This window comes from Bartonella saheliensis (assembly GCF_902162175.1).
The window spans coordinates 1-19597 of record NZ_LR607204.1 but is presented as its reverse complement, the minus strand read 5'-3'; the positions used below and the strand labels follow the sequence as shown (position 1 = coordinate 19597).

General features: G+C 38.8%; 13 protein-coding genes and 1 tRNA gene. 2 read left to right on the top strand and 12 right to left on the bottom strand.

Annotated elements, in window-relative coordinates:
• Positions 1–59 precede the first annotated feature (59 nt).
• Entirely contained in the window at positions 60–1409 is a 1350-nt protein-coding gene (locus FS875_RS04740) for a D-alanyl-D-alanine carboxypeptidase (RefSeq protein ID WP_144753743.1), read from the top strand.
• Between the two features lie 32 nt (positions 1410–1441).
• Entirely contained in the window at positions 1442–1720 is a 279-nt protein-coding gene (locus tag FS875_RS04735) for a hypothetical protein (RefSeq protein WP_144753740.1), read from the top strand.
• A 1767-nt stretch (positions 1721–3487) separates the two neighbouring features.
• Here the strand turns inward: FS875_RS04735 and FS875_RS04725 are convergent.
• From FS875_RS04725 to FS875_RS04660, 12 genes are all read right to left on the bottom strand, one after another.
• Positions 3488–4879, bottom strand: a complete 1392-nt coding sequence (locus FS875_RS04725; protein ID WP_144753737.1) for an L-serine ammonia-lyase — start codon at positions 4877–4879, stop codon at positions 3488–3490.
• 332 nt (positions 4880–5211) lie between these two features.
• Positions 5212–5901, bottom strand: coding sequence for a nitroreductase (locus FS875_RS04720; RefSeq protein ID WP_144753733.1), 690 nt, complete (start codon positions 5899–5901; stop codon positions 5212–5214).
• Between the two features lie 839 nt (positions 5902–6740).
• On the bottom strand, positions 6741–10952 hold the full coding sequence (rpoC, locus tag FS875_RS04710; RefSeq protein WP_144753729.1) for a DNA-directed RNA polymerase subunit beta': 4212 nt from the start codon (positions 10950–10952) through the stop codon (positions 6741–6743).
• A gap of 170 nt (positions 10953–11122) precedes the next feature.
• The gene (rpoB, locus tag FS875_RS04705; RefSeq protein ID WP_144753726.1) at positions 11123–15274 is read right to left on the bottom strand and encodes a DNA-directed RNA polymerase subunit beta; all 4152 of its coding nucleotides are present in this window, start codon (positions 15272–15274) and stop codon (positions 11123–11125) included.
• Positions 15275–15560: 286 nt separating this feature from the next.
• On the bottom strand, positions 15561–15932 hold the full coding sequence (rplL, locus tag FS875_RS04695; RefSeq protein WP_012231477.1) for a 50S ribosomal protein L7/L12: 372 nt from the start codon (positions 15930–15932) through the stop codon (positions 15561–15563).
• A 100-nt stretch (positions 15933–16032) separates the two neighbouring features.
• Positions 16033–16551: a 50S ribosomal protein L10 gene (gene rplJ, locus FS875_RS04690; protein WP_144753723.1), complete on the bottom strand. Its 519-nt coding sequence runs from the start codon at positions 16549–16551 to the stop codon at positions 16033–16035.
• A 356-nt stretch (positions 16552–16907) separates the two neighbouring features.
• Positions 16908–17612, bottom strand: a complete 705-nt coding sequence (rplA, locus tag FS875_RS04685) for a 50S ribosomal protein L1 (RefSeq protein WP_144753720.1) — start codon at positions 17610–17612, stop codon at positions 16908–16910.
• A gap of 4 nt (positions 17613–17616) precedes the next feature.
• Positions 17617–18045, bottom strand: coding sequence for a 50S ribosomal protein L11 (rplK, locus tag FS875_RS04680; protein ID WP_120122041.1), 429 nt, complete (start codon positions 18043–18045; stop codon positions 17617–17619).
• Positions 18046–18194: 149 nt separating this feature from the next.
• Positions 18195–18725 (bottom strand): transcription termination/antitermination protein NusG, encoded by a 531-nt coding sequence (nusG, locus tag FS875_RS04675; protein ID WP_144753717.1) that lies wholly within the window; start codon positions 18723–18725, stop codon positions 18195–18197.
• A 20-nt stretch (positions 18726–18745) separates the two neighbouring features.
• Positions 18746–18964, bottom strand: coding sequence for a preprotein translocase subunit SecE (gene secE / locus FS875_RS04670; RefSeq protein WP_144753714.1), 219 nt, complete (start codon positions 18962–18964; stop codon positions 18746–18748).
• A 238-nt stretch (positions 18965–19202) separates the two neighbouring features.
• Positions 19203–19278: transfer RNA gene (locus FS875_RS04665), tRNA-Trp, on the bottom strand.
• Positions 19279–19325: 47 nt separating this feature from the next.
• On the bottom strand, positions 19326–19597 hold a 272-nt coding region (locus FS875_RS04660; protein WP_483977068.1), incomplete at its 5' end, for an EF-Tu C-terminal domain-related protein.

The following is a 19597-nucleotide window of genomic DNA, read 5'->3' as shown; positions in this document are numbered from 1 at the left end:
ACAGAAAAGAAAGCTTTATAGAAGTTTTTCAGAGTAAATGGAGAAATAGGATACTGCAAGTGTATATTAATGATCAAAAAATTATGCGCTGCTATAGAAAGATAGCAATTTCTTTTATTATATTAGCTTTTTCTTGCTATTGGGCATCAGCAACACCCCAAGGAGCCTATCCTGATAAGTATGCCGCTATTGTTATAGATGCAACGACCGGGAAAACTCTCTTTCAAGCCAATGCAACACTGAAACGTTATCCTGCTTCTTTAACAAAAATGATGACATTGTACCTCCTGTTTGAAGCTATGCAGATGGGTCGTGTAACACCCAATACCCCAATTCCTGTTTCACATTATGCTGCAATGCGCCCACCAACAAAAATTGGATTTAAAGCAGGCCAAACAATTTCTGCAGAATCCGCCGCTAAAGCGCTCATTACAAGATCAGCAAATGATGTTGCTACAGCCATTGCAGAATATCTTGGAGGAAGTGAAAAAAAATTCGCTCGAATGATGACCGCAAAAGCACGTAAACTTGGCATGAAACATACACACTTTGCCAATGCTTCAGGGCTTCCAGATGTACACAATTATTCTACAGCACGAGATATCGCCACTTTGTCATTAGCTCTTCGTAAACATTTTCCCAAACAATATAAGTTATTCAAAATAAAAAGTTTTAATTTCCGTGGACATACAATTAACAGCCACAATAAACTCGTTAAAATAATGAAAGGTGTCGATGGAATTAAAACAGGGTATACACAAATGTCAGGTTCTAATTTAGCAACTTCGATGCGTCTTGAGGGCCGCTCTATTGTTGCTGTTGTTATGGGAGGTAAATCATCTACAGCACGTGACGAGCACATGGCCAGCTTATTAAATCAATATTTGCCCAAAGCAAGCCAAATGAAAAGTGGGGAACGTTTAATAGCTTCTGTACGCTATCACTTACCCACTGGCGCAAAGACTCCTATACCGACCATTAAAACTGATTCAAGTGATTTTGACGATGAAATTTCAACTATGTTGACAGCATTTGCAGAACAACCTAAAAACTCCAATGTCGCAATAACGGCTGTAAATAGGGTTATTGTACCAATACCCAACCCTCAAAAAGCTATACCGGTTGAGACTCATAAAATTGTTAACGCCTCTTTATCCACAAATGCCGGATGGGCTATCCAAATTGGTTCTCTTCCTAGTAAAGCACAGGCACATACTCTTCTTTTAAAAGCAAAAGATACAGCTTTTTCTACTTTAAAGAACGCCTCTTCACATATGCAACTGTTTGAAAAAAATGGGCAGCGCTATTACCGAGCCAGATTTACAGGATTTCAATCAAAAAAAGCAGCATTTGATGCTTGTTCTACATTAAAGAAAGCAAATTTTAACTGCTATACTGTAGCCTACTAAAAGTTTTTAAATTCTGCGTTAAGGATAGTATTATGACAGATAATGCTTTTGCTTTATTTTATGAAAAAGAAAAATTATTGAAGCAATCATCCCTTCTTTCATTGCGTTCCCTTCATGATGCTGCAGCAAAACTTACTGGTTTAAAATATAATTCAACTGCATTAGATACAAAATCCCTTGTTAATCTTCTCATTTGCCAAACAATGCGCAATCGTCGTCTCATGATGCCTCCTGTACGCATTCATTTGCGTGTTGCGAGTCAAACTGGTAATGTACCTATTAAAATCCGTCTAGGAGCAACAAATATTTAATTCTACAAATCTTTTCCAAAAGAATTATTTTATTCTTGCACCATTGTCTAAAATCTTAAAAAGTCCTTTGATAAACATATTTCTTTCTTAATTTTTAGGCGTTATGTTGATGGCTTTTTAAATTATCTAATATCTTCAGGATTCCAATCAAACTATTTTTTTAAGACACAAAGAATACCGAATTTTTTCCGCTTTTTGAGTTAGTGGCAGAAATTGTCCTTGATATCTTTCTGATAAAAAAATGAACCATACATGGGATGCAAGCTTATTACTCTTTAAAGGTTATTGTAAAAGTGCAATAAAGAAAATCTCTCTTAATAATGATTTTCTCACAACATAAACGCTGTAAAAAATAATCTAAGTCCTTTTATTTCTTTCAATAAACAAAATTTAAAAATACAAAGACTATCTATAAAAAATGTAGAAGAAATTATCAGATTAAATATCATGGTACAATTTCTATACGATTTTAATTTATAATGATAATTTATTTTTTATATGCCTTGATATAATAGCAAGTGAAATAGGACAATGAGATGAAAAATTTAATTTACTTTTAGAGATGCAACAGACTTTTTAATTATTTTCATTGCTTCTAATGATAAAAATATACGGAATTCTTCTTTAGCATCACATCAACCTTTTACACCTTCAACAGGGATTATTCATAAATCAATTTCAATCTAATTATCACAACTATAATGCAATGAATGTGTACGAATACCTATAAAAATAAATATACTCAAAATCAAATATGTTATGTGTTGTTAGGCAAAGTTTTTTATAAAAAGCAGCCTTTTCTCTTCAATTTATTACTAGTAGATTTTCTGTTTTATGGAGTTGTTTTCCTAAGAGAGGCTGTGCTTTTTCTATTGCCTATAAATCAATATCCAAATCCAAAGTAATCACATGTTTGATATACATATTCAGGTAATTTAATGTTTTTTCTTCTGTTGCAACTTTTATATGCCAGATAGAAGAAAAAGTATTGCATATTTCTGCTTGTATAAGCTCTAAAACAGACAGAAAACTTAATTTTAGAAAAATATGAATTTTTAAATCCCAAGCCTCGCTGTCTTCTTTTAATTAAGCTTTACACCTTTATGAAAGTACCTAAAGCGGTGTCCTTTAAATAATGAAGATTATGCATTATCTCACACTTTTGTTTATCGCGTTCTTTAATGGTATCGCAATCTTCGTTTAAAACAAATTTATGAATGAGCAACACGATAATGTCCTATTATCTGCATTCTATTCTTCATAACAATTTTGATAAATATTTTTAATATATATACTACTATTTATTTTAATTTTTTCCGGTACAAAATTTTAAATAAAAGTTAGAGAATAAGATTTTCTAAGATCCCCTTTAATCATTGCAAATTAGAGTTTCTTTTCAAGGTGTTTTTTTACCATATCGGCTGTCCAAAAGATCTCTACTTTTAAAAACTATAAAATCCAGCTAAAAAGTAATGATAGATTGATCGTTTATTTTACTCAACACTTCTTTATTTTTTCTAATGAGACTTTTTTTCCATTTCAAAGAAAAATCAAACAGATATAAGCAATACTTTCCTTCCAATCTTGCGGCAAAAGCTATTACTCGTTCAGAAAGCACAAACTCGCCTCAAATTTATCTTAAGCATACTGCTAAATTAAATTTGAATTTTGATTTATAAGCCACAAAAGACATAAGCTTTCTTAGGAAGTAAGAAATGTGATCCTTCCCCAACATGTCCAGTTATGGATTGAAAAATATCCCAGCTCTTAACAAGATATCGCATTAACTGCGAGACCACCTTTACTTGTTTCTTTATAGTGTTCACTCATATCATAACCCGTTTGACGCATTGTTTCTATACAAGCATCAAGAGAAACAAAATGTTTCCCATCACCATATAATGCAAGAGAAGAAGCCGTTACTGCCTTAACCGCTCCCATTGCATTACGCTCAATACAAGGAACTTGTACAAGACCCGCAACCGGATCACACGTCATTCCCAAATGATGCTCAAGCGCAATTTCCGCTGCATTTTCAATTTGAGCCGGCGTTCCCCCTAATGCTGCGGTCAACCCCGCTGCGGCCATTGAAGATGCCGTTCCAACTTCACCTTGACACCCAACTTCTGCACCAGAAATAGATGCATTATGTTTGATAACACCACCAATAGCTGCTGCCGTCAATAGAAAATTATGTATTCCCTCTTGATCTGAATTATCATTAAACTGAAGATAGTAACGCAAAACTGCAGGAACAACACCAGCGGCCCCATTTGTTGGAGCTGTAACAACACGACCACCGGCTGCATTTTCCTCATTGACTGCCATAGCATATACCGAAAGCCAATCATTTGCCCAAAGTGGGTAATTGAAATTCTTCTTTTGATTTTCCAAAAGCGTTTTATGTAGCTTTTTAGCACGCCTTTGAACACGTAGTCCACCAGGTAGCTCACCTTCTTGTGAAAGACCTCTATCAATGCAATTTGTCATCGCTAAAAAAATTTCATCAAGTCCTGCGTCTAGAGAAGAACGTTCAATCTTTGTTTCTTCATTTAAGCGCTTCATTTCAGCAATCGAAAGTCCGGATCTTTCTGCCATTGATAGCATTGTACGAGCAGAATCAAAGGGATATGGTACCTCAAATGCTTCTGGTTGTGTCTCACCATTCATATGGCTTAATTCATCCTCAGTCACAACAAAGCCACCTCCGATAGAATAATAAATCTGTCGTAACAGAATATTCCCACCCGTATCAAGTCCCTCAAATGCAAGTCCATTCGTATGTCCAGGTAAGATTTCTTTTCGTTCAAAAATAAGATCACTTTGCAAATTAAACTGATAAGCGGGATGGTCTTCTGGTTGCACTTTTTTTTCACGAATAACTTTTTCTAACAGAAATTCCATATTATTAGGATCAACAGTAGAAGCTTTTTCTCCTAAAAGTCCTAACACAATAGCCCTATCTGTCGCATGACCAATACCCGTAAAAGCTAAAGAACCGTAGAGATAAACTCGTATACGGGAAACTTGAATATCGGATAATTGAGAAAAATCTCGAATCTTTTGCAAAAACATATTGGCAGCCACCATCGGGCCCATCGTGTGTGAGCTAGAAGGACCAATCCCAATTTTAAAAAGTTCAAAAACAGATAAAAACACGCATCACCTCAAAACTGTATATGGTTTGAGCATACGCTTTTTATAACGTCTATCCTATCTAAAATCAAATTATGAGATAAACTAAAAAAATAACAGCAATAAACACAAACGTCGCTCTTCTTGCTACCACCCAACACTTTCTTTCTATAGTGCTTTCCATAGTCAACCTTTAAAATGAACAATACTCCTAGAGTCATCTAGCTTTCCAAACGTAGTAAAATAAGTATTAATATGCAAGACTAGAATCTAATAAGAATGTGAGATTCTTACCGGAAATATTTCTTATAATGCCGCAAATCATTCAAAACGTATAATTAATTACACAAAATATTTTATGGATACGCTTCAATGAAGCGTACAAAGTTTTCTAACGGTTCTCGTTCTGTCTCGAAATTATTTTCGGGAGCATTCATATCGCGATAACCAAGTGCCATACCACAGATAATATGACGATCAGAAGGGATCGATAAAAGTGCACGAATCTGTTTATGATAATCAGCAAAAGCTGCTTGGGGGCAAGTATCTAATCCAAATCCACGTGCTGCTAACATAATAGTCTGCATAAACATACCCAAATCAAGCCAACTCCCCATTTCCATGTCGTGATCCATTGTAAATAAAAGCCCTACAGGTGCATCGAAAAATAAAAAATTCCGCGCCTTTTGATGAAGCATTTTTTCTTCATCATCTTTTTGAATTCCAAGACTCTGATAAAGGTCCAAACCAACTTTTCGACGCCTTGAAAGATAAGGTTCACGCCATTGACGTGGATAATAATGATATGCACGCTCTCCTTTTACACCTGAAAGTACAAGCTGTGAAAGATCTTGCCCTATTTTCTGTAATATACTTCCTGTAAGCACAATCACTTGCCATGGCTGAATATTTGTTCCAGATGGTGCGCGTGCTGCAAGTTTTAAGATTTCTTGGATTGTTTCCAAACTAACGGGCTGGTCAGTAAAAGCGCGAATTGACTTTCGCGATAAAATAGATTGAAAAATACTCATGGGAGAAATTGCCATTATCTTTACTTTCTTTAATGAAAAATATTTTTTGCTTATCAAGGACAACATACGACAAGAACAAATTTGCTGTTGTATGTGCATGCTCTATTTCTTCAAATGACTTACACATTTCACGCAGTGTTAAAGACCATCCACCCGTTAGGATAGCACAACTTATCTCTTTTAATAGAAAGAAAATTATCTAAAAATAGATGAAATAAATTTCATATTTATGAATTCCTGCAATTAACTGCTTAAGCTTTTTCTCATCATCAGGTGAATCTCAGCCATAGCCAACATTTTAGATATTTCAAACAATGAAAATTTAGTTCTTTTAGCAGGTAGTATTTGTTTTTAACTTATGCAATCCGTTTGTATAAAGCCGTATACTTCCTCGCCGAAAAGGAATAAAAAAAACCTTCTTCTTCATAATAAAGCAAAATCCGATCTGTTATTGAAAACCCACACGTCAATACTCTAATTGAATAATATTCATACATTTTATCATTTTGTTTTCATAAACCGCATCATTATAAGAAATATACCTGTTTTTATAAAACGTTAGTAAGCACCCTATCCTCTACCTTCCCCGCTCTCTAATAATATAAAGACATGGATTCTCATCATAAGACCTTTTAAATCTTTGCAGAAAATATCAATCAAAAAATTTTCTTAAAATTCTAAGCTAGTTGTTATTTTAATTATAGACAATCCTCTTTTTTTCTTGAAAAAAGCATCTTTTAATTTTTTTATGATTACATTTTCAGTAAAATATGTAGCTTCTACTTTTCGAGATAAAAAAAACGTCTGAACTTCCTATTCAGACGTTTTCATATTATGTGACGGTTTTTTTTTAATTATTCAGCCATAGTTTCGGCTGACATATTTGTCAACATAGCCTTGGCCACTTCGTTATTACTAGATTTACGCTGCTCATCTACAATCAAATCATCACGAACTGCAGCAATACGACGGATTTGAGAAATCGTGCCACCTGTACCAGCAGGAATAAGACGACCGACAATAACGTTCTCTTTAAGTCCTTGTAAAGTATCAATTTTGCCAGAAACCGCCGCTTCAGTAAGAACGCGTGTTGTTTCCTGAAATGATGCCGCCGAAATGAAAGAAGGCGTTTGAAGAGAAGCTTTTGTAATTCCAAGAAGAATAGGATTACCAGATGCAGGCTTCTTTCCTTCTGCAATTAAATTATCATTGATTTCATCAAGTTCAATACGATCAACATTATCACCTGGAATATAACCAGAATCTCCAGATTCAGTAATTTCAACCTTTTGCAACATTTGACGAACAATCACTTCAATATGCTTGTCATTGATAAGAACCCCCTGCAAGCGATAAACCTCCTGAATCTCATTAACAAGGTAAGATGCCAAGGCTTCAACACCCTTAATCGCTAAAATATCATGAGGGGCAGGATTTCCATCAAGGATATAATCCCCTTTTTCAATTTGATCACCTTCTTGAAAGTGAAATAACTTACCTTTTGGGATCAAATATTCTACTGGCTCAAGAGTTTCATCATTTGGTTCAATGATAATACGGCGTTTATTCTTATAACCACGACCAAAGCGAATTGTACCACTGACTTCAGCAATAATCGCATGATCCTTTGGACGACGCGCTTCAAAAAGCTCTGCCACCCGTGGTAAACCACCTGTAATATCTTTTGTCTTGGCACTTTCCATTGGCAAACGAGCAATAACATCACCAGCTTTAACATGGGCACCAAGCTCAACAGAAAGAATAGTCTCCACTGACATCATATAACGGGCTTCACCTCCCTTATACAACTTAGCAATGGACTTACCTTCTTTATCTGCGTGAATAATAATAGCCGGTTTGAGCTCCGCACCACGTGGATTAGCACGCCAATCAATCACCAAACGTTTCGTAATCCCCGTAGATTCATCAGCTGTTTCAGTAACTGATAAACCATCAACCATATCTTCAAAACCCACATAACCTTCAACTTCCGTTAAAACTGGACGTGTATAAGGATCCCATTCTGCTATACGCTGTCCGCGTTTAACCACATCACCATCATCAACAAAAATATGCGCACCATAGCTAACACGATGCACAACACGTTCTTTTCCTAACTCATCCTTGATAAGGATAGCCATATTACGCCCCATAACAACCAAATGACCTTCAGAGTTACGAACCACATTACGATTACGAATCTCCACCGTACCTTCATAAGATGCCTCTAAATACGATGAATCAACAACCTGTGCTGTTCCTCCTAAGTGGAAAGTACGCATTGTAAGCTGCGTTCCTGGCTCACCAATGGATTGAGCGGCAATAACACCAACGGCTTCTCCCTGATTAACAGGTGTTCCACGCGCCAAATCACGACCATAGCATTTTGCACAAACACCAAGACGTGTTTCACATGTTAAAGCAGAACGAATTTGAACAGATTGAATTCCGGCTTCTTCAATCTTTGCGACATCAGCCTCCTCAATCATCGCTCCACCTTCAAGAATAACCTCTCCAGAGACAGGATGTAAAATATCAACAAGGGCTGTACGACCAAGAATTCTTTGCCCAAGAGAAGCAACAATTTGTCCTGCATCAACAATTGGCTGCATCGTAAGCCCTTTTGCTGTACCACAATCAACGGCTGAAATAATAGCATCCTGTGCAACATCAACAAGACGCCGTGTGAGATAACCAGAGTTCGCCGTTTTTAACGCAGTATCAGCAAGGCCTTTACGCGCACCATGTGTAGAGTTAAAGTACTCGTTAACAGTTAGACCTTCTTTAAAATTTGAAATAATAGGTGTTTCAATAATTTCACCCGATGGTTTTGCCATTAATCCACGCATACCAGCCAATTGTCTCATCTGGTTCGCAGAGCCACGAGCCCCAGAATGCGACATCATATAGATTGAATTCATGGGCCGTTGACGACCAGTTTTAGGATCAAAATCGACGGCTTGAATTCGTTTCATCATTTCATCCGCAACACGGTCTGTACATTTACCCCAAGCATCTACAACCTTATTGTATTTTTCACCTTGTGTAATCAAACCATCATTATATTGCTGTTCGTATTCCTTCGCCAAAGCTTCTGTTTCTGCAACCAAACGTGATTTACTGTCAGGAATAACCATATCATCCTTCCCGAATGAAATTCCTGCACGACAAGCATAAGAAAAACCAAGCTGCATAATACGGTCACAAAAAATAACCGTCTCTTTTTGTCCACAGTGACGATAAACATGATCAATCATTTTAGAAATATTCTTTTTTGTCATTTCTTGATTGACAATATCAAATGAGATATTAGGATTTTTGGGCAAAAGCTCACCGATAATCAAGCGACCAGGTGTCGTATCATAAAGTTTAGCAACTTCTTTTCCATCCTTGCCAATATTCTTAACACGGCCTTTAATCTTCGTATGAAGCGTTACGACCTTATTTTCCAAGGCATAATGAAGCTCACCTATATCAGAAAAAGCCATTCCTTCACCGGGTTCTTTTTCGGAAACAATCGAAAGATAATAAAGACCAAGAACCATATCCTGTGAGGGAACAATAATCGGGGCACCATTCGCTGGATGAAGAATGTTATTGGTTGACATCATCAAAACACGAGCTTCAAGCTGTGCTTCAAGAGAAAGCGGAACGTGAACCGCCATTTGATCTCCATCAAAGTCCGCATTAAAAGCAGTACATACCAATGGATGAAGCTGAATAGCTTTGCCTTCAATCAAGACAGGTTCAAAAGCTTGAATTCCTAAACGGTGCAATGTTGGCGCACGATTGAGTAAAACAGGATGTTCACGAATAACTTCATCCAAAATATCCCAAACTTCTGGATGTTCTTTCTCAACAAGCTTTTTTGCTTGTTTTACAGTTGAAGAATATCCTTTTGCATCAAGGCGCGCATAAATAAAGGGCTTAAATAATTCAAGGGCCATTTTTTTAGGCAAACCACATTGATGTAATTTTAATTCAGGACCTGTCACAATAACAGAACGCCCCGAGTAATCAACACGTTTTCCAAGTAGGTTTTGACGGAAACGGCCCTGCTTACCCTTTAACATATCTGAAAGAGATTTTAATGGACGTTTATTGGCCCCCGTAATCACACGCCCACGTCGTCCGTTATCAAACAATGCATCAACAGCTTCTTGCACCATACGTTTTTCATTACGTACAATAATCCCAGGAGCACGTAATTCAATTAACCGTTTCAAACGATTATTACGATTGATAACCCGCCGATAAAGATCATTGAGATCTGATGTTGCAAAACGTCCACCATCAAGCGGAACCAATGGACGTAAATCCGGTGGAATAACCGGAATTGTTTTCATAATCATCCATTCTGGTTTATTCCCAGATTCAAGAAAATTCTCAACGATCTTAAGCCGCTTAATCAACTTTTTTTGCTTTAATTCCGAAGTTGTCTCAGACAACTCAAGACGCAAATCATTAGCGATTTTATCGAGTTCCATACTTGCTAAAAGTTCGTAAATAGCTTCAGCGCCAATCATCGCTGTAAACTGATCTTCTCCAAACTCATCAATCGCAAGCATATATTCTTCTTCAGAAAGAAGCTGATGGAGTTTAAGAGATGTCAACCCTGGCTCGGTTACAATATAATTTTCAAAATAAAGAACACGTTCAATATCTTTTAAAGTTAAATCTAAGAGTGTAGAAATACGGCCTGGTAACGATTTAAGGAACCATATATGCGCAACAGGTGCTGCAAGCTCAATGTGCCCCATACGTTCACGACGTACACGCGAAAGAGTAACTTCCACACCACATTTTTCACAAATAATCCCCTTATATTTCATGCGTTTATATTTACCGCATAAACATTCATAGTCTTTAATCGGGCCAAATATACGTGCACAAAAAAGACCATCACGCTCTGGTTTAAAAGTCCGATAATTAATAGTCTCAGGCTTCTTAATCTCACCATACGACCAAGACAAAATTTTCTCCGGACTCGCAATCGAAATACGAATAGAGTCAAATGTTTGCGCTGGCGCTTGAGGATTGAAAAGATTCATGACCTCGTGGTTCATGCTGTTCTCCTTCAAAGATTCTTAGAACCTGTTGTAATATCTCATTCATTTTATAACAGATCTTCTCTAAAATACATTTACTTTTAAAAATGATCTGTATGACCCTAAATAAGGTTATTGAGCCTCTTAAAATAACCAGAGCGCAACCTTTTTCTCGTGCGCTCCTTGGATTATTGTTCTGCCGTATCAGATAAAACACGCTGTGCAATAAGTTCACGCGCATCATCAAGCTCTACATTAAGAGCGAGTGAACGCATTTCTTTAACCAACACATTAAAGCTCTCAGGTATTCCAGCTTCAAATGTATCATCACCACGCACAATCGCTTCATAGACTTTCGTCCGACCAGCGACATCATCCGATTTTACTGTCAACATCTCCTGCAAAGTATATGCAGCACCATAAGCTTCAAGAGCCCAAACCTCCATTTCACCAAAACGTTGACCACCAAACTGTGCCTTACCTCCCAATGGCTGCTGTGTAACAAGTGAGTAGGGACCAATAGAACGTGCGTGAATCTTATCATCAACAAGATGATGCAATTTCAACATGTAAATATACCCTACTGTTACTGGACGATCAAAGGGTTCTCCCGTACGACCATCATAAAGCGTAACCTGCCCTGAACTATCTAGACCAGCATCTTCCAGCATCATATTGATATCAGACTCATGGGCTCCATCAAAAACAGGCGTTGCAATTGAAACTCCTTTCTTCATCTGAAGTGCCAATTTGTAAAGACTTTCGTTATCATACTGACGCACAGGTTCATTATGATTATCATCAGGCATAAGATTTTCAATACGTTGACGTAAAGGAAGTATATCACCAGTCTCTTGATATAATTCTAACAAATCACCAATCTTTTTGCCCATTCCGGCACATGCCCAACCAAGGTGCGTCTCAAGAATTTGCCCAACATTCATACGACTTGGCACACCAAGGGGATTTAAAACAATATCTGCATGCGTTCCATCTTCAAGAAATGGCATATCTTCTACAGGTAGAATACGTGAGACAACACCCTTATTCCCATGACGTCCCGCCATCTTATCACCGGGTTGGATTTTGCGTTTTACAGCCACAAAAACCTTTACCATTTTCATGACACCAGGAGGCATTTCATCACCTCTTTGGACCTTTTCAACTTTATCCATAAAGCGACGTTGTAATGCTTCTTTTGATTCATCGTATTGCTTGCGCAAAGCTTCAATTTCATTTTGAAGCTTTTCATCCTCAACAGCAAATTGCCACCACTGCGAACGTGGATAACGTCCCATTACCGTACTATCAAGCTTTTTGCTCTCCGAAAAGCCTTTCGGACCTTCTACAGCGACTTTACCTGTTAACATATCGGTAAGACGCGCATAAACATTTCGATCAAGAATCGACTGTTCATCATCACGATCTTTTGCTAAACGCTCAATTTCTTCACGTTCAATGGCCATAGCACGTTCATCTTTTTCCACCCCATGGCGATTAAAAACGCGAACCTCAACAACAGTACCAAACGTCCCAGGAGGCATACGCATAGAAGTGTCACGAACATCTGATGCCTTTTCACCAAAAATTGCACGTAGAAGCTTTTCTTCTGGCGTCATGGGGCTTTCACCCTTTGGTGTAATCTTTCCAACCAAAATATCACCTGGTTGAACTTCAGCACCAATATAAATAATGCCAGCTTCGTCAAGATTCCTTAAGGCTTCTTCCGCAACGTTTGGAATATCGCGGGTAATTTCCTCAGGCCCAAGTTTTGTATCACGCGCAGCAACTTCAAACTCCTCAATATGAATTGAAGTAAACACATCATCGGCAACAATGCGCTCAGACAACAAAATGGAATCTTCATAGTTGTATCCATTCCAAGGCATAAAAGCGACAAGAACATTCCGCCCAAGAGCCAAATCACCAAGATCCGTGGATGGACCATCTGCAATGATATCCCCCTTTTCTACCCGATCACCGACATGCACAAGAGGGCGTTGATTAATACAAGTGGACTGATTAGAACGCTGAAATTTTTGTAAACGATAAATATCAACGCCTGATTTTGAAGGATCTAAATCTTCTGTTGCGCGAATAACAATACGGGTCGCATCCACTTGATCAACAATACCACTCCGTTTTGCGCTCACCGCTGCTCCTGAATCGCGTGCAACAACGGATTCCATTCCCGTACCAACAAATGGCGCTTCAGCGCGTACAAGAGGAACAGCTTGACGCTGCATGTTCGATCCCATAAGCGCACGATTCGCATCATCATTTTCCAAAAACGGAATAAGCGCGGCTGCCACAGAAACCAACTGTTTTGGTGAAACATCCATCAAATCAACATGATCACGCGGTGCCATTAAAACTTCACCAGCATGACGACAAACAACAAACTCTTCTATAAAACGGCCTTCACTATCTAATGAAGAATTCGCTTGAGCAACATAATGCTTTGCTTCTTCCATCGCTGAAAGATAAATAACCTCTTTGGTGACTTTACCATCAATAATTTTACGATACGGGCTTTCAATGAAGCCATATTTGTTAACCCGCGCAAATGTTGCTAAGGAGTTAATGAGGCCGATATTAGGACCTTCTGGTGTTTCAATCGGACAAATACGACCATAATGCGTAGGATGAACGTCACGAACTTCAAACCCCGCACGCTCACGAGTCAATCCCCCTGGACCAAGAGCAGAAAGACGGCGCTTATGGGTGATTTCCGACAATGGATTGGTTTGATCCATAAATTGCGACAATTGTGAAGACCCAAAAAACTCGCGAACAGCTGCAGCAGCAGGTTTTGCATTGATTAAATCCTGCGGCATAACTGTATCAATTTCAACTGATGACATACGCTCTTTTATCGCACGCTCCATACGCAGCAAACCAATGCGATATTGATTCTCCATCAACTCCCCAACGGAACGAACACGACGATTACCCAGATTATCAATATCATCAATTTCACCACGACCATCACGCAATTCAACCAACATCTTAACAACAGCAAGAATATCCTCTTGACGTAAAACGCGAACGGTATCTGGACAATCAAGATCCATACGCAAATTCATCTTAACACGTCCAACGGCTGAAAGATCATAACGCTCTGGGTCAAAAAACAATGAATGAAACATTGCTTCCGCTGTATCGATTGTTGGGGGCTCACCTGGACGCATTACTCGGTAAATATCAAACAATGCATCCTGTCGACTTTCATTTTTATCCACTTTTAAAGTATTGCGGATATAGGCACCAATATTCATGTGATCAATATCAAGGATATTGATTTGATCAGCGCTAACATCAAGCAAAATCTTTAATACTTTTTCGTCAATTTCATCGCCGGCTTCAAGGTAAATCTCACCTGTCTCGTAATTGACGATATCTTCAGCAAGATAACACCCTAATAAATCATCTTCATTAACTTTAACCGACTTGAGTCCTTTTTCTGCCAAAGACTTCGCAGTACGAACTGTTAGTTTTTTACCAGCTTCCGCAACAACTTCACCACTATCTGCATCTATAAGGTCAGAAATGAGCTTCATTCCTTTAAAGCGATCAACAGAATAAGGAACACGCCATCCTTCTCCATCACGCTCATAAGTCACTTTGTCATAAAACGTCGACAAAATATCTGAGGCATCCATACCTAATGCCATTAACAGACTGGTAACAGGTATCTTGCGCCGCCGATCAATACGCGCATAGATGATGTCCTTAGCATCAAATTCAATATCCAGCCAAGAACCACGATATGGAATAACACGAGCCGCAAAAAGAAGCTTTCCCGATGAATGGGATTTGCCCTTATCATGATCAAAAAAGACACCAGGAGAACGATGCATCTGAGAAACAATAACACGCTCCGTACCATTAACAATAAAGGTACCGTTGGCGGTCATTAAAGGCATATCGCCCATATAAACGCCCTGCTCTTTAATGTCTTTGATATCTTTGGAGCCAGTATCCTCATCAACATCAAAAACAATCAAACGCAATATCACCTTCAATGGAGCTGCATAAGTTAAATCACGTTGACGACATTCTTCAACATCAAATTTGGGTAAATCAAATTCATAACCAACAAACTCAAGCATAGCTGTACCAGAAAAATCGGAAATGGGAAATACCGATTTAAAAACAGCTTGCAAACCTTCATCTGGTCGTCCACCCTTCGGTTCCTCAACCATGAGAAACTGATCATATGACGCTTTTTGAACTTCAATAAGATTCGGCATCTCTGCTACTTCAGGAATCTTACCAAAAAATTTGCGTACCCGCTTACGACCATTGAATTGAGACATCATTGCGTGAGTCTGAGCCATCGTCGCTCCTTGATTGTTACTCTTCAAGGTAGACCAACCTTGAAAGCCTTATATCATTAACCTGCATATGCAGACCAGTTCACTTGACACCCAATAATGAGCATCGTTAACTTTCCCCACCAAAACAAGCCTTTCATCGACTTGACGCTATAATAAGGGATGGGTGCCAAACCCTATACCCACTATTGCGATTAAACCTTTGGCAAAAGGTTTTTTTACTCATTACTTTTTCTCTTTTTAGAGAAAGAAAATCGGCGAACATAAATGTCCGCCGATAAAATTAACTTTATTTAAGTTCAACTTTAGCACCAGCAGCTTCAAGTTGAGATTTAATTTTTTCTGCCTCTTCTTTAGAAGCGCCTTCTTTAATAGGTTTCGGTGCTCCTTCAACAAGATCTTTCGCTTCTTTAAGACCAAGTCCAGTAAGAGCACGAACTTCCTTAATCACATTAATCTTCTGTGCGCCACCCTCAACAAGAATAACATCAAATTCTGTTTTTTCTTCAGCAGCTGGAGCAGCAGCACCAGCAACAGCTGCGACAGCTACAGGAGCAGCAGCCGAAACACCCCACTTTTCTTCAAGTAACTTAGAAAGCTCAGCAGCTTCCAAAAGAGTTAGATTAGAAAGGTCTTCTACGATCTTCGCTAGATCAGCCATTTTAAAATTCCTTTAGTTAAAAGATTCAAACCATTATTAAAACTTATTCAAAAAAAACAGAAAAGCATGAAAGCTCTTCCATCAACGTGAATAAACAGCCTTAAGCCGCCTTATCCTCCTGAGCATATGCGCTAATGACACGTGCAATTTGTCCACCAGGTGCATTAACAACCTGTGCAATACGGGTTGCAGGAGTAGAAATCATACCCACAAGTTTTGCCCGCAACTCGTTTAATGAAGGCAATGAAGCCAATGACTTCACAGCATCTACAGTTAAACTTGTTGCCCCCATTGAACCGCCAAGGATGACAAATTTGTCATTGCTTTTTGCAAAATCAACAGCAACCTTCGGTGCTGTGATTGGATCTTCTGAATAAGCAATAAGTGTTTGTCCTGTAAACAAACCCATTATCGATTCAGATTCCGTGCCCTGAAGAGCGATTTTAGCAAGACGGTTTTTGGCGACTTTAACGGCACCGCCAGCTTCACCCATTTTCGAACGCAAATCGTTCATCTGTGAAACTGTCAGACCGGAATAATGTGCAACAACAACAGAACCAGACTTTTGAAAAGCCTCGTTAAGCCATGTAACAAATTCGCGTTTTTCCGCTCTATTCACTGTCTCTCTCCATTTAACAGATTTATTTTTAAACAAACCTGTTGGTTACCTTTGATAACATAAAATACTTACATTACCGATGAGGATCCTGTCCCCTTTTTCACGCACAGCGTTCAAAGGCAACCCTGGCTCAAACCCTTTAAGTCTTTTAACTCTCAGTTTTTTACCCCAGTCTCATGCAGGCTTTTTTTGATTAAGATGCTTAAAACATCACCTACAATCTCGGACAGGATATTCCGGAATTTCTCCCGGTACAACCTAAGCTCTATAAAGCTTAGATGGCTAAATGCCGGACAAAACCGACATCTAAAATATAATTTTGATCGTCACTTACCTCAAAAAAATTATCAATAAGCTTATACTGACTCTGAACGAACCGTTGCTGGATCAACTTTAACACCAACCCCCATCGTTGAAGAAACAGCAACGCGCTTAATATACTCACCTTTTGCGCCTTGCGGTTTTGCTTTTATAACTGCACTTGCAAAGGCTTTAATATTTTCTACGATTTTTTCAACGCCAAAAGAAGCCTTTCCAATACCAGCATGCACAATACCAGCTTTTTCAACGCGAAACTCGACAGCACCACCTTTAGAAGCTTTGACAGCACTGGCAACATCAAGTGTCACAGTCCCAACTTTTGGATTTGGCATCAAACTCCGCGGACCAAGAATCTTACCAAGACGACCAACGAGGGGCATCATGTCTGGTGTTGCAATACAACGATCAAAGTTAATCACTCCCCCATTAATGCTTTCAAACAAATCTTCTGCCCCTACAATATCAGCTCCAGCAGCCTTAGCTTCCTCAGCCTTATCTCCACGAGCAAAAACGGCGACACGAATATTTCGTCCCGTACCATTCGGCAAATGAGCAACACCTCGAACCATCTGATCAGCATGACGAGGATCAACACCCAAGTTCATTGAAATTTCAATTGTTTCATCAAACTTAGCTACGGCACGCTCCTTAACCATTGAAACAGCATCTTTTAAAGCGTAAAGTTCATTAAAATCAATATCTTTTCGGATATTTTTTATTCTCTTTGCTACTTTTGCCATAATATTAGCCCACCACTTCTAAGCCCATTGAGCGCGCAGAACCCTCAACCATACGCATTGCTGCCTCAATGTCATTCGCATTAAGATCTTTCATCTTTGATTCTGCAATCAAACGAATTTTATCGCGAGAGATGCTCCCTACAGACACTTTGCCAGGCTCTTTTGAACCAGATTTCAGCTGCGCTTCTTTCTTTAAAAAGAATGACACAGGAGGTGTCTTGAGAGAAAACGTGAAAGACTTATCTTGGTAATACGTAATAACAACTGGAATTGGTGCGCCCTTTTCCATTTCTTGTGTCGCCGCATTAAACGCTTTACAAAATTCCATGATATTAATACCACGTTGCCCAAGAGCTGGACCAATCGGTGGAGATGGAGTAGCAGCCCCTGCAGGAACCTGCAACTTGAGTTGACCTATACTTTTTTTTGCCATAATAATCTGCCTTCAAATTCACCGGGATGCTAACAATTTATCTTGCTTGCTACCCGCTGCAGCCATGTGGTTCGGGTCATTAAGCCGACAAAAGCCATAAATCACCTCCCACTCCTTCCTTAAAGTAATTAAAACTACTCTAAGTCTCATCAGAGTTTTTCAACCTGACCAAATTCCAAATCAACAGGCGTAGGACGCCCAAAAATGAGCACCTCAACCTTAAGACGAGAGCGCTCTTCTTCAACCTCTTGAACGATTCCATTAAACGAAACAAAAGGACCATCAGCAACGCGAACTTGCTCTCCAACCTCAAACAACACAGAAGACTTCGGAGATTCAACCCCTTCCTGAACTTGTTTGAGAATTTGCTCAACCTCTCGATCAGAAATGGGAACAGGACGCGCATCCGATCCTAAAAAACCTGTCACTTTAGGCGTATTCTTAATAAGATGATAAACCTCATCAGTTAATTCAGCACGAACAAGAACATAACCAGGAAAAAATTTCCGTTCAGTATCAACTTTGCGTCCACGACGAACTTCTACAACACGCTCCGTTGGAACAAAAATCTTTTCAAATAGATGATCAAGCCCTTTTTGCTTCGACTCCTTATCAATAGCTTCCGCTACTTTCTTTTCAAAATTTGAATATGCCTGAACAATATACCAACGAGCCGCCACAGTCACACTTCCTTACATTCTCAACCAAAAAGATATTTCAGAAGATCAATAACCCGCCAAACACTAAAATGCATAACCTGATCCACAATAAAAAAGAAAGCTGAAGCTAATGCCGTCACCAACAAAACCATAACAGTAGAAATAACTGTCTCGCGACGGGTAGGCCACTTTACTTTAACTGTTTCTGCATAAACCTGCTTCAAAAAGGCAATTGGATTGGTTTTAGATACCTTCGTCACACTATACTCTCTCTAGCCTATTACACTCTCTTTTAGTCCTATTATGTTTTATATAGTCCTATTGTGTGTTATCCAAAAAATAAATACGAAAAAAATGCAAAAGCCAACTTCCAGACTGATGCAATTTCTCTACTTCTTATTCAATAGCGTTTCACTCACAAAAAAACAAGCCCTAGATAAAAAAAAGCGAAAAAGACAGTAAGATTCGCCCCCTAACATTTAAAATTCCACTCCCCTTTGGCAGGGGCAGCAGGACTTGAACCCGCGACCTGCGGTTTTGGAGACCGCCGCTCTACCAACTGAGCTATACCCCTAACTCTTAAAACTAAAACACCTTTGGGAACCTTTCAACAAGCATTATTTATTCAATGATTTTAGAAACGATACCGGCACCAACAGTACGACCACCTTCACGAATAGCAAAACGAAGCTTCTCTTCCATGGCTATCGGAACAATCAGGGACACATCCATTGCAACATTATCACCGGGCATAACCATTTCTGTCCCTTCTGGAAGCGTCACAATACCCGTAACATCTGTGGTACGAAAGTAAAACTGAGGACGATAATTCGTGAAAAAGGGCGTATGACGACCTCCTTCATCTTTCGTCAAAATGTAAGCTTCCGCTTTAA

What these genes read in the sequence shown, in the direction of transcription:
- rpoC (WP_144753729.1), bottom strand. Translation starts at nt 10,952, where the DNA reads ATGAACCACGAGGTCATGAATCTTTTCAATCCTCAAGCGCCAGCGCAA.
- FS875_RS04720 (WP_144753733.1), bottom strand. Translation starts at nt 5,901, where the DNA reads ATGGCAATTTCTCCCATGAGTATTTTTCAATCTATTTTATCGCGAAAG.
- FS875_RS04735 (WP_144753740.1), top strand. Translation starts at nt 1,442, where the DNA reads ATGACAGATAATGCTTTTGCTTTATTTTATGAAAAAGAAAAATTATTG.
- rplA (WP_144753720.1), bottom strand. Translation starts at nt 17,612, where the DNA reads ATGGCAAAAGTAGCAAAGAGAATAAAAAATATCCGAAAAGATATTGAT.
- rplK (WP_120122041.1), bottom strand. Translation starts at nt 18,045, where the DNA reads ATGGCAAAAAAAAGTATAGGTCAACTCAAGTTGCAGGTTCCTGCAGGG.
- rplL (WP_012231477.1), bottom strand. Translation starts at nt 15,932, where the DNA reads ATGGCTGATCTAGCGAAGATCGTAGAAGACCTTTCTAATCTAACTCTT.
- rpoB (WP_144753726.1), bottom strand. Translation starts at nt 15,274, where the DNA reads ATGGCTCAGACTCACGCAATGATGTCTCAATTCAATGGTCGTAAGCGG.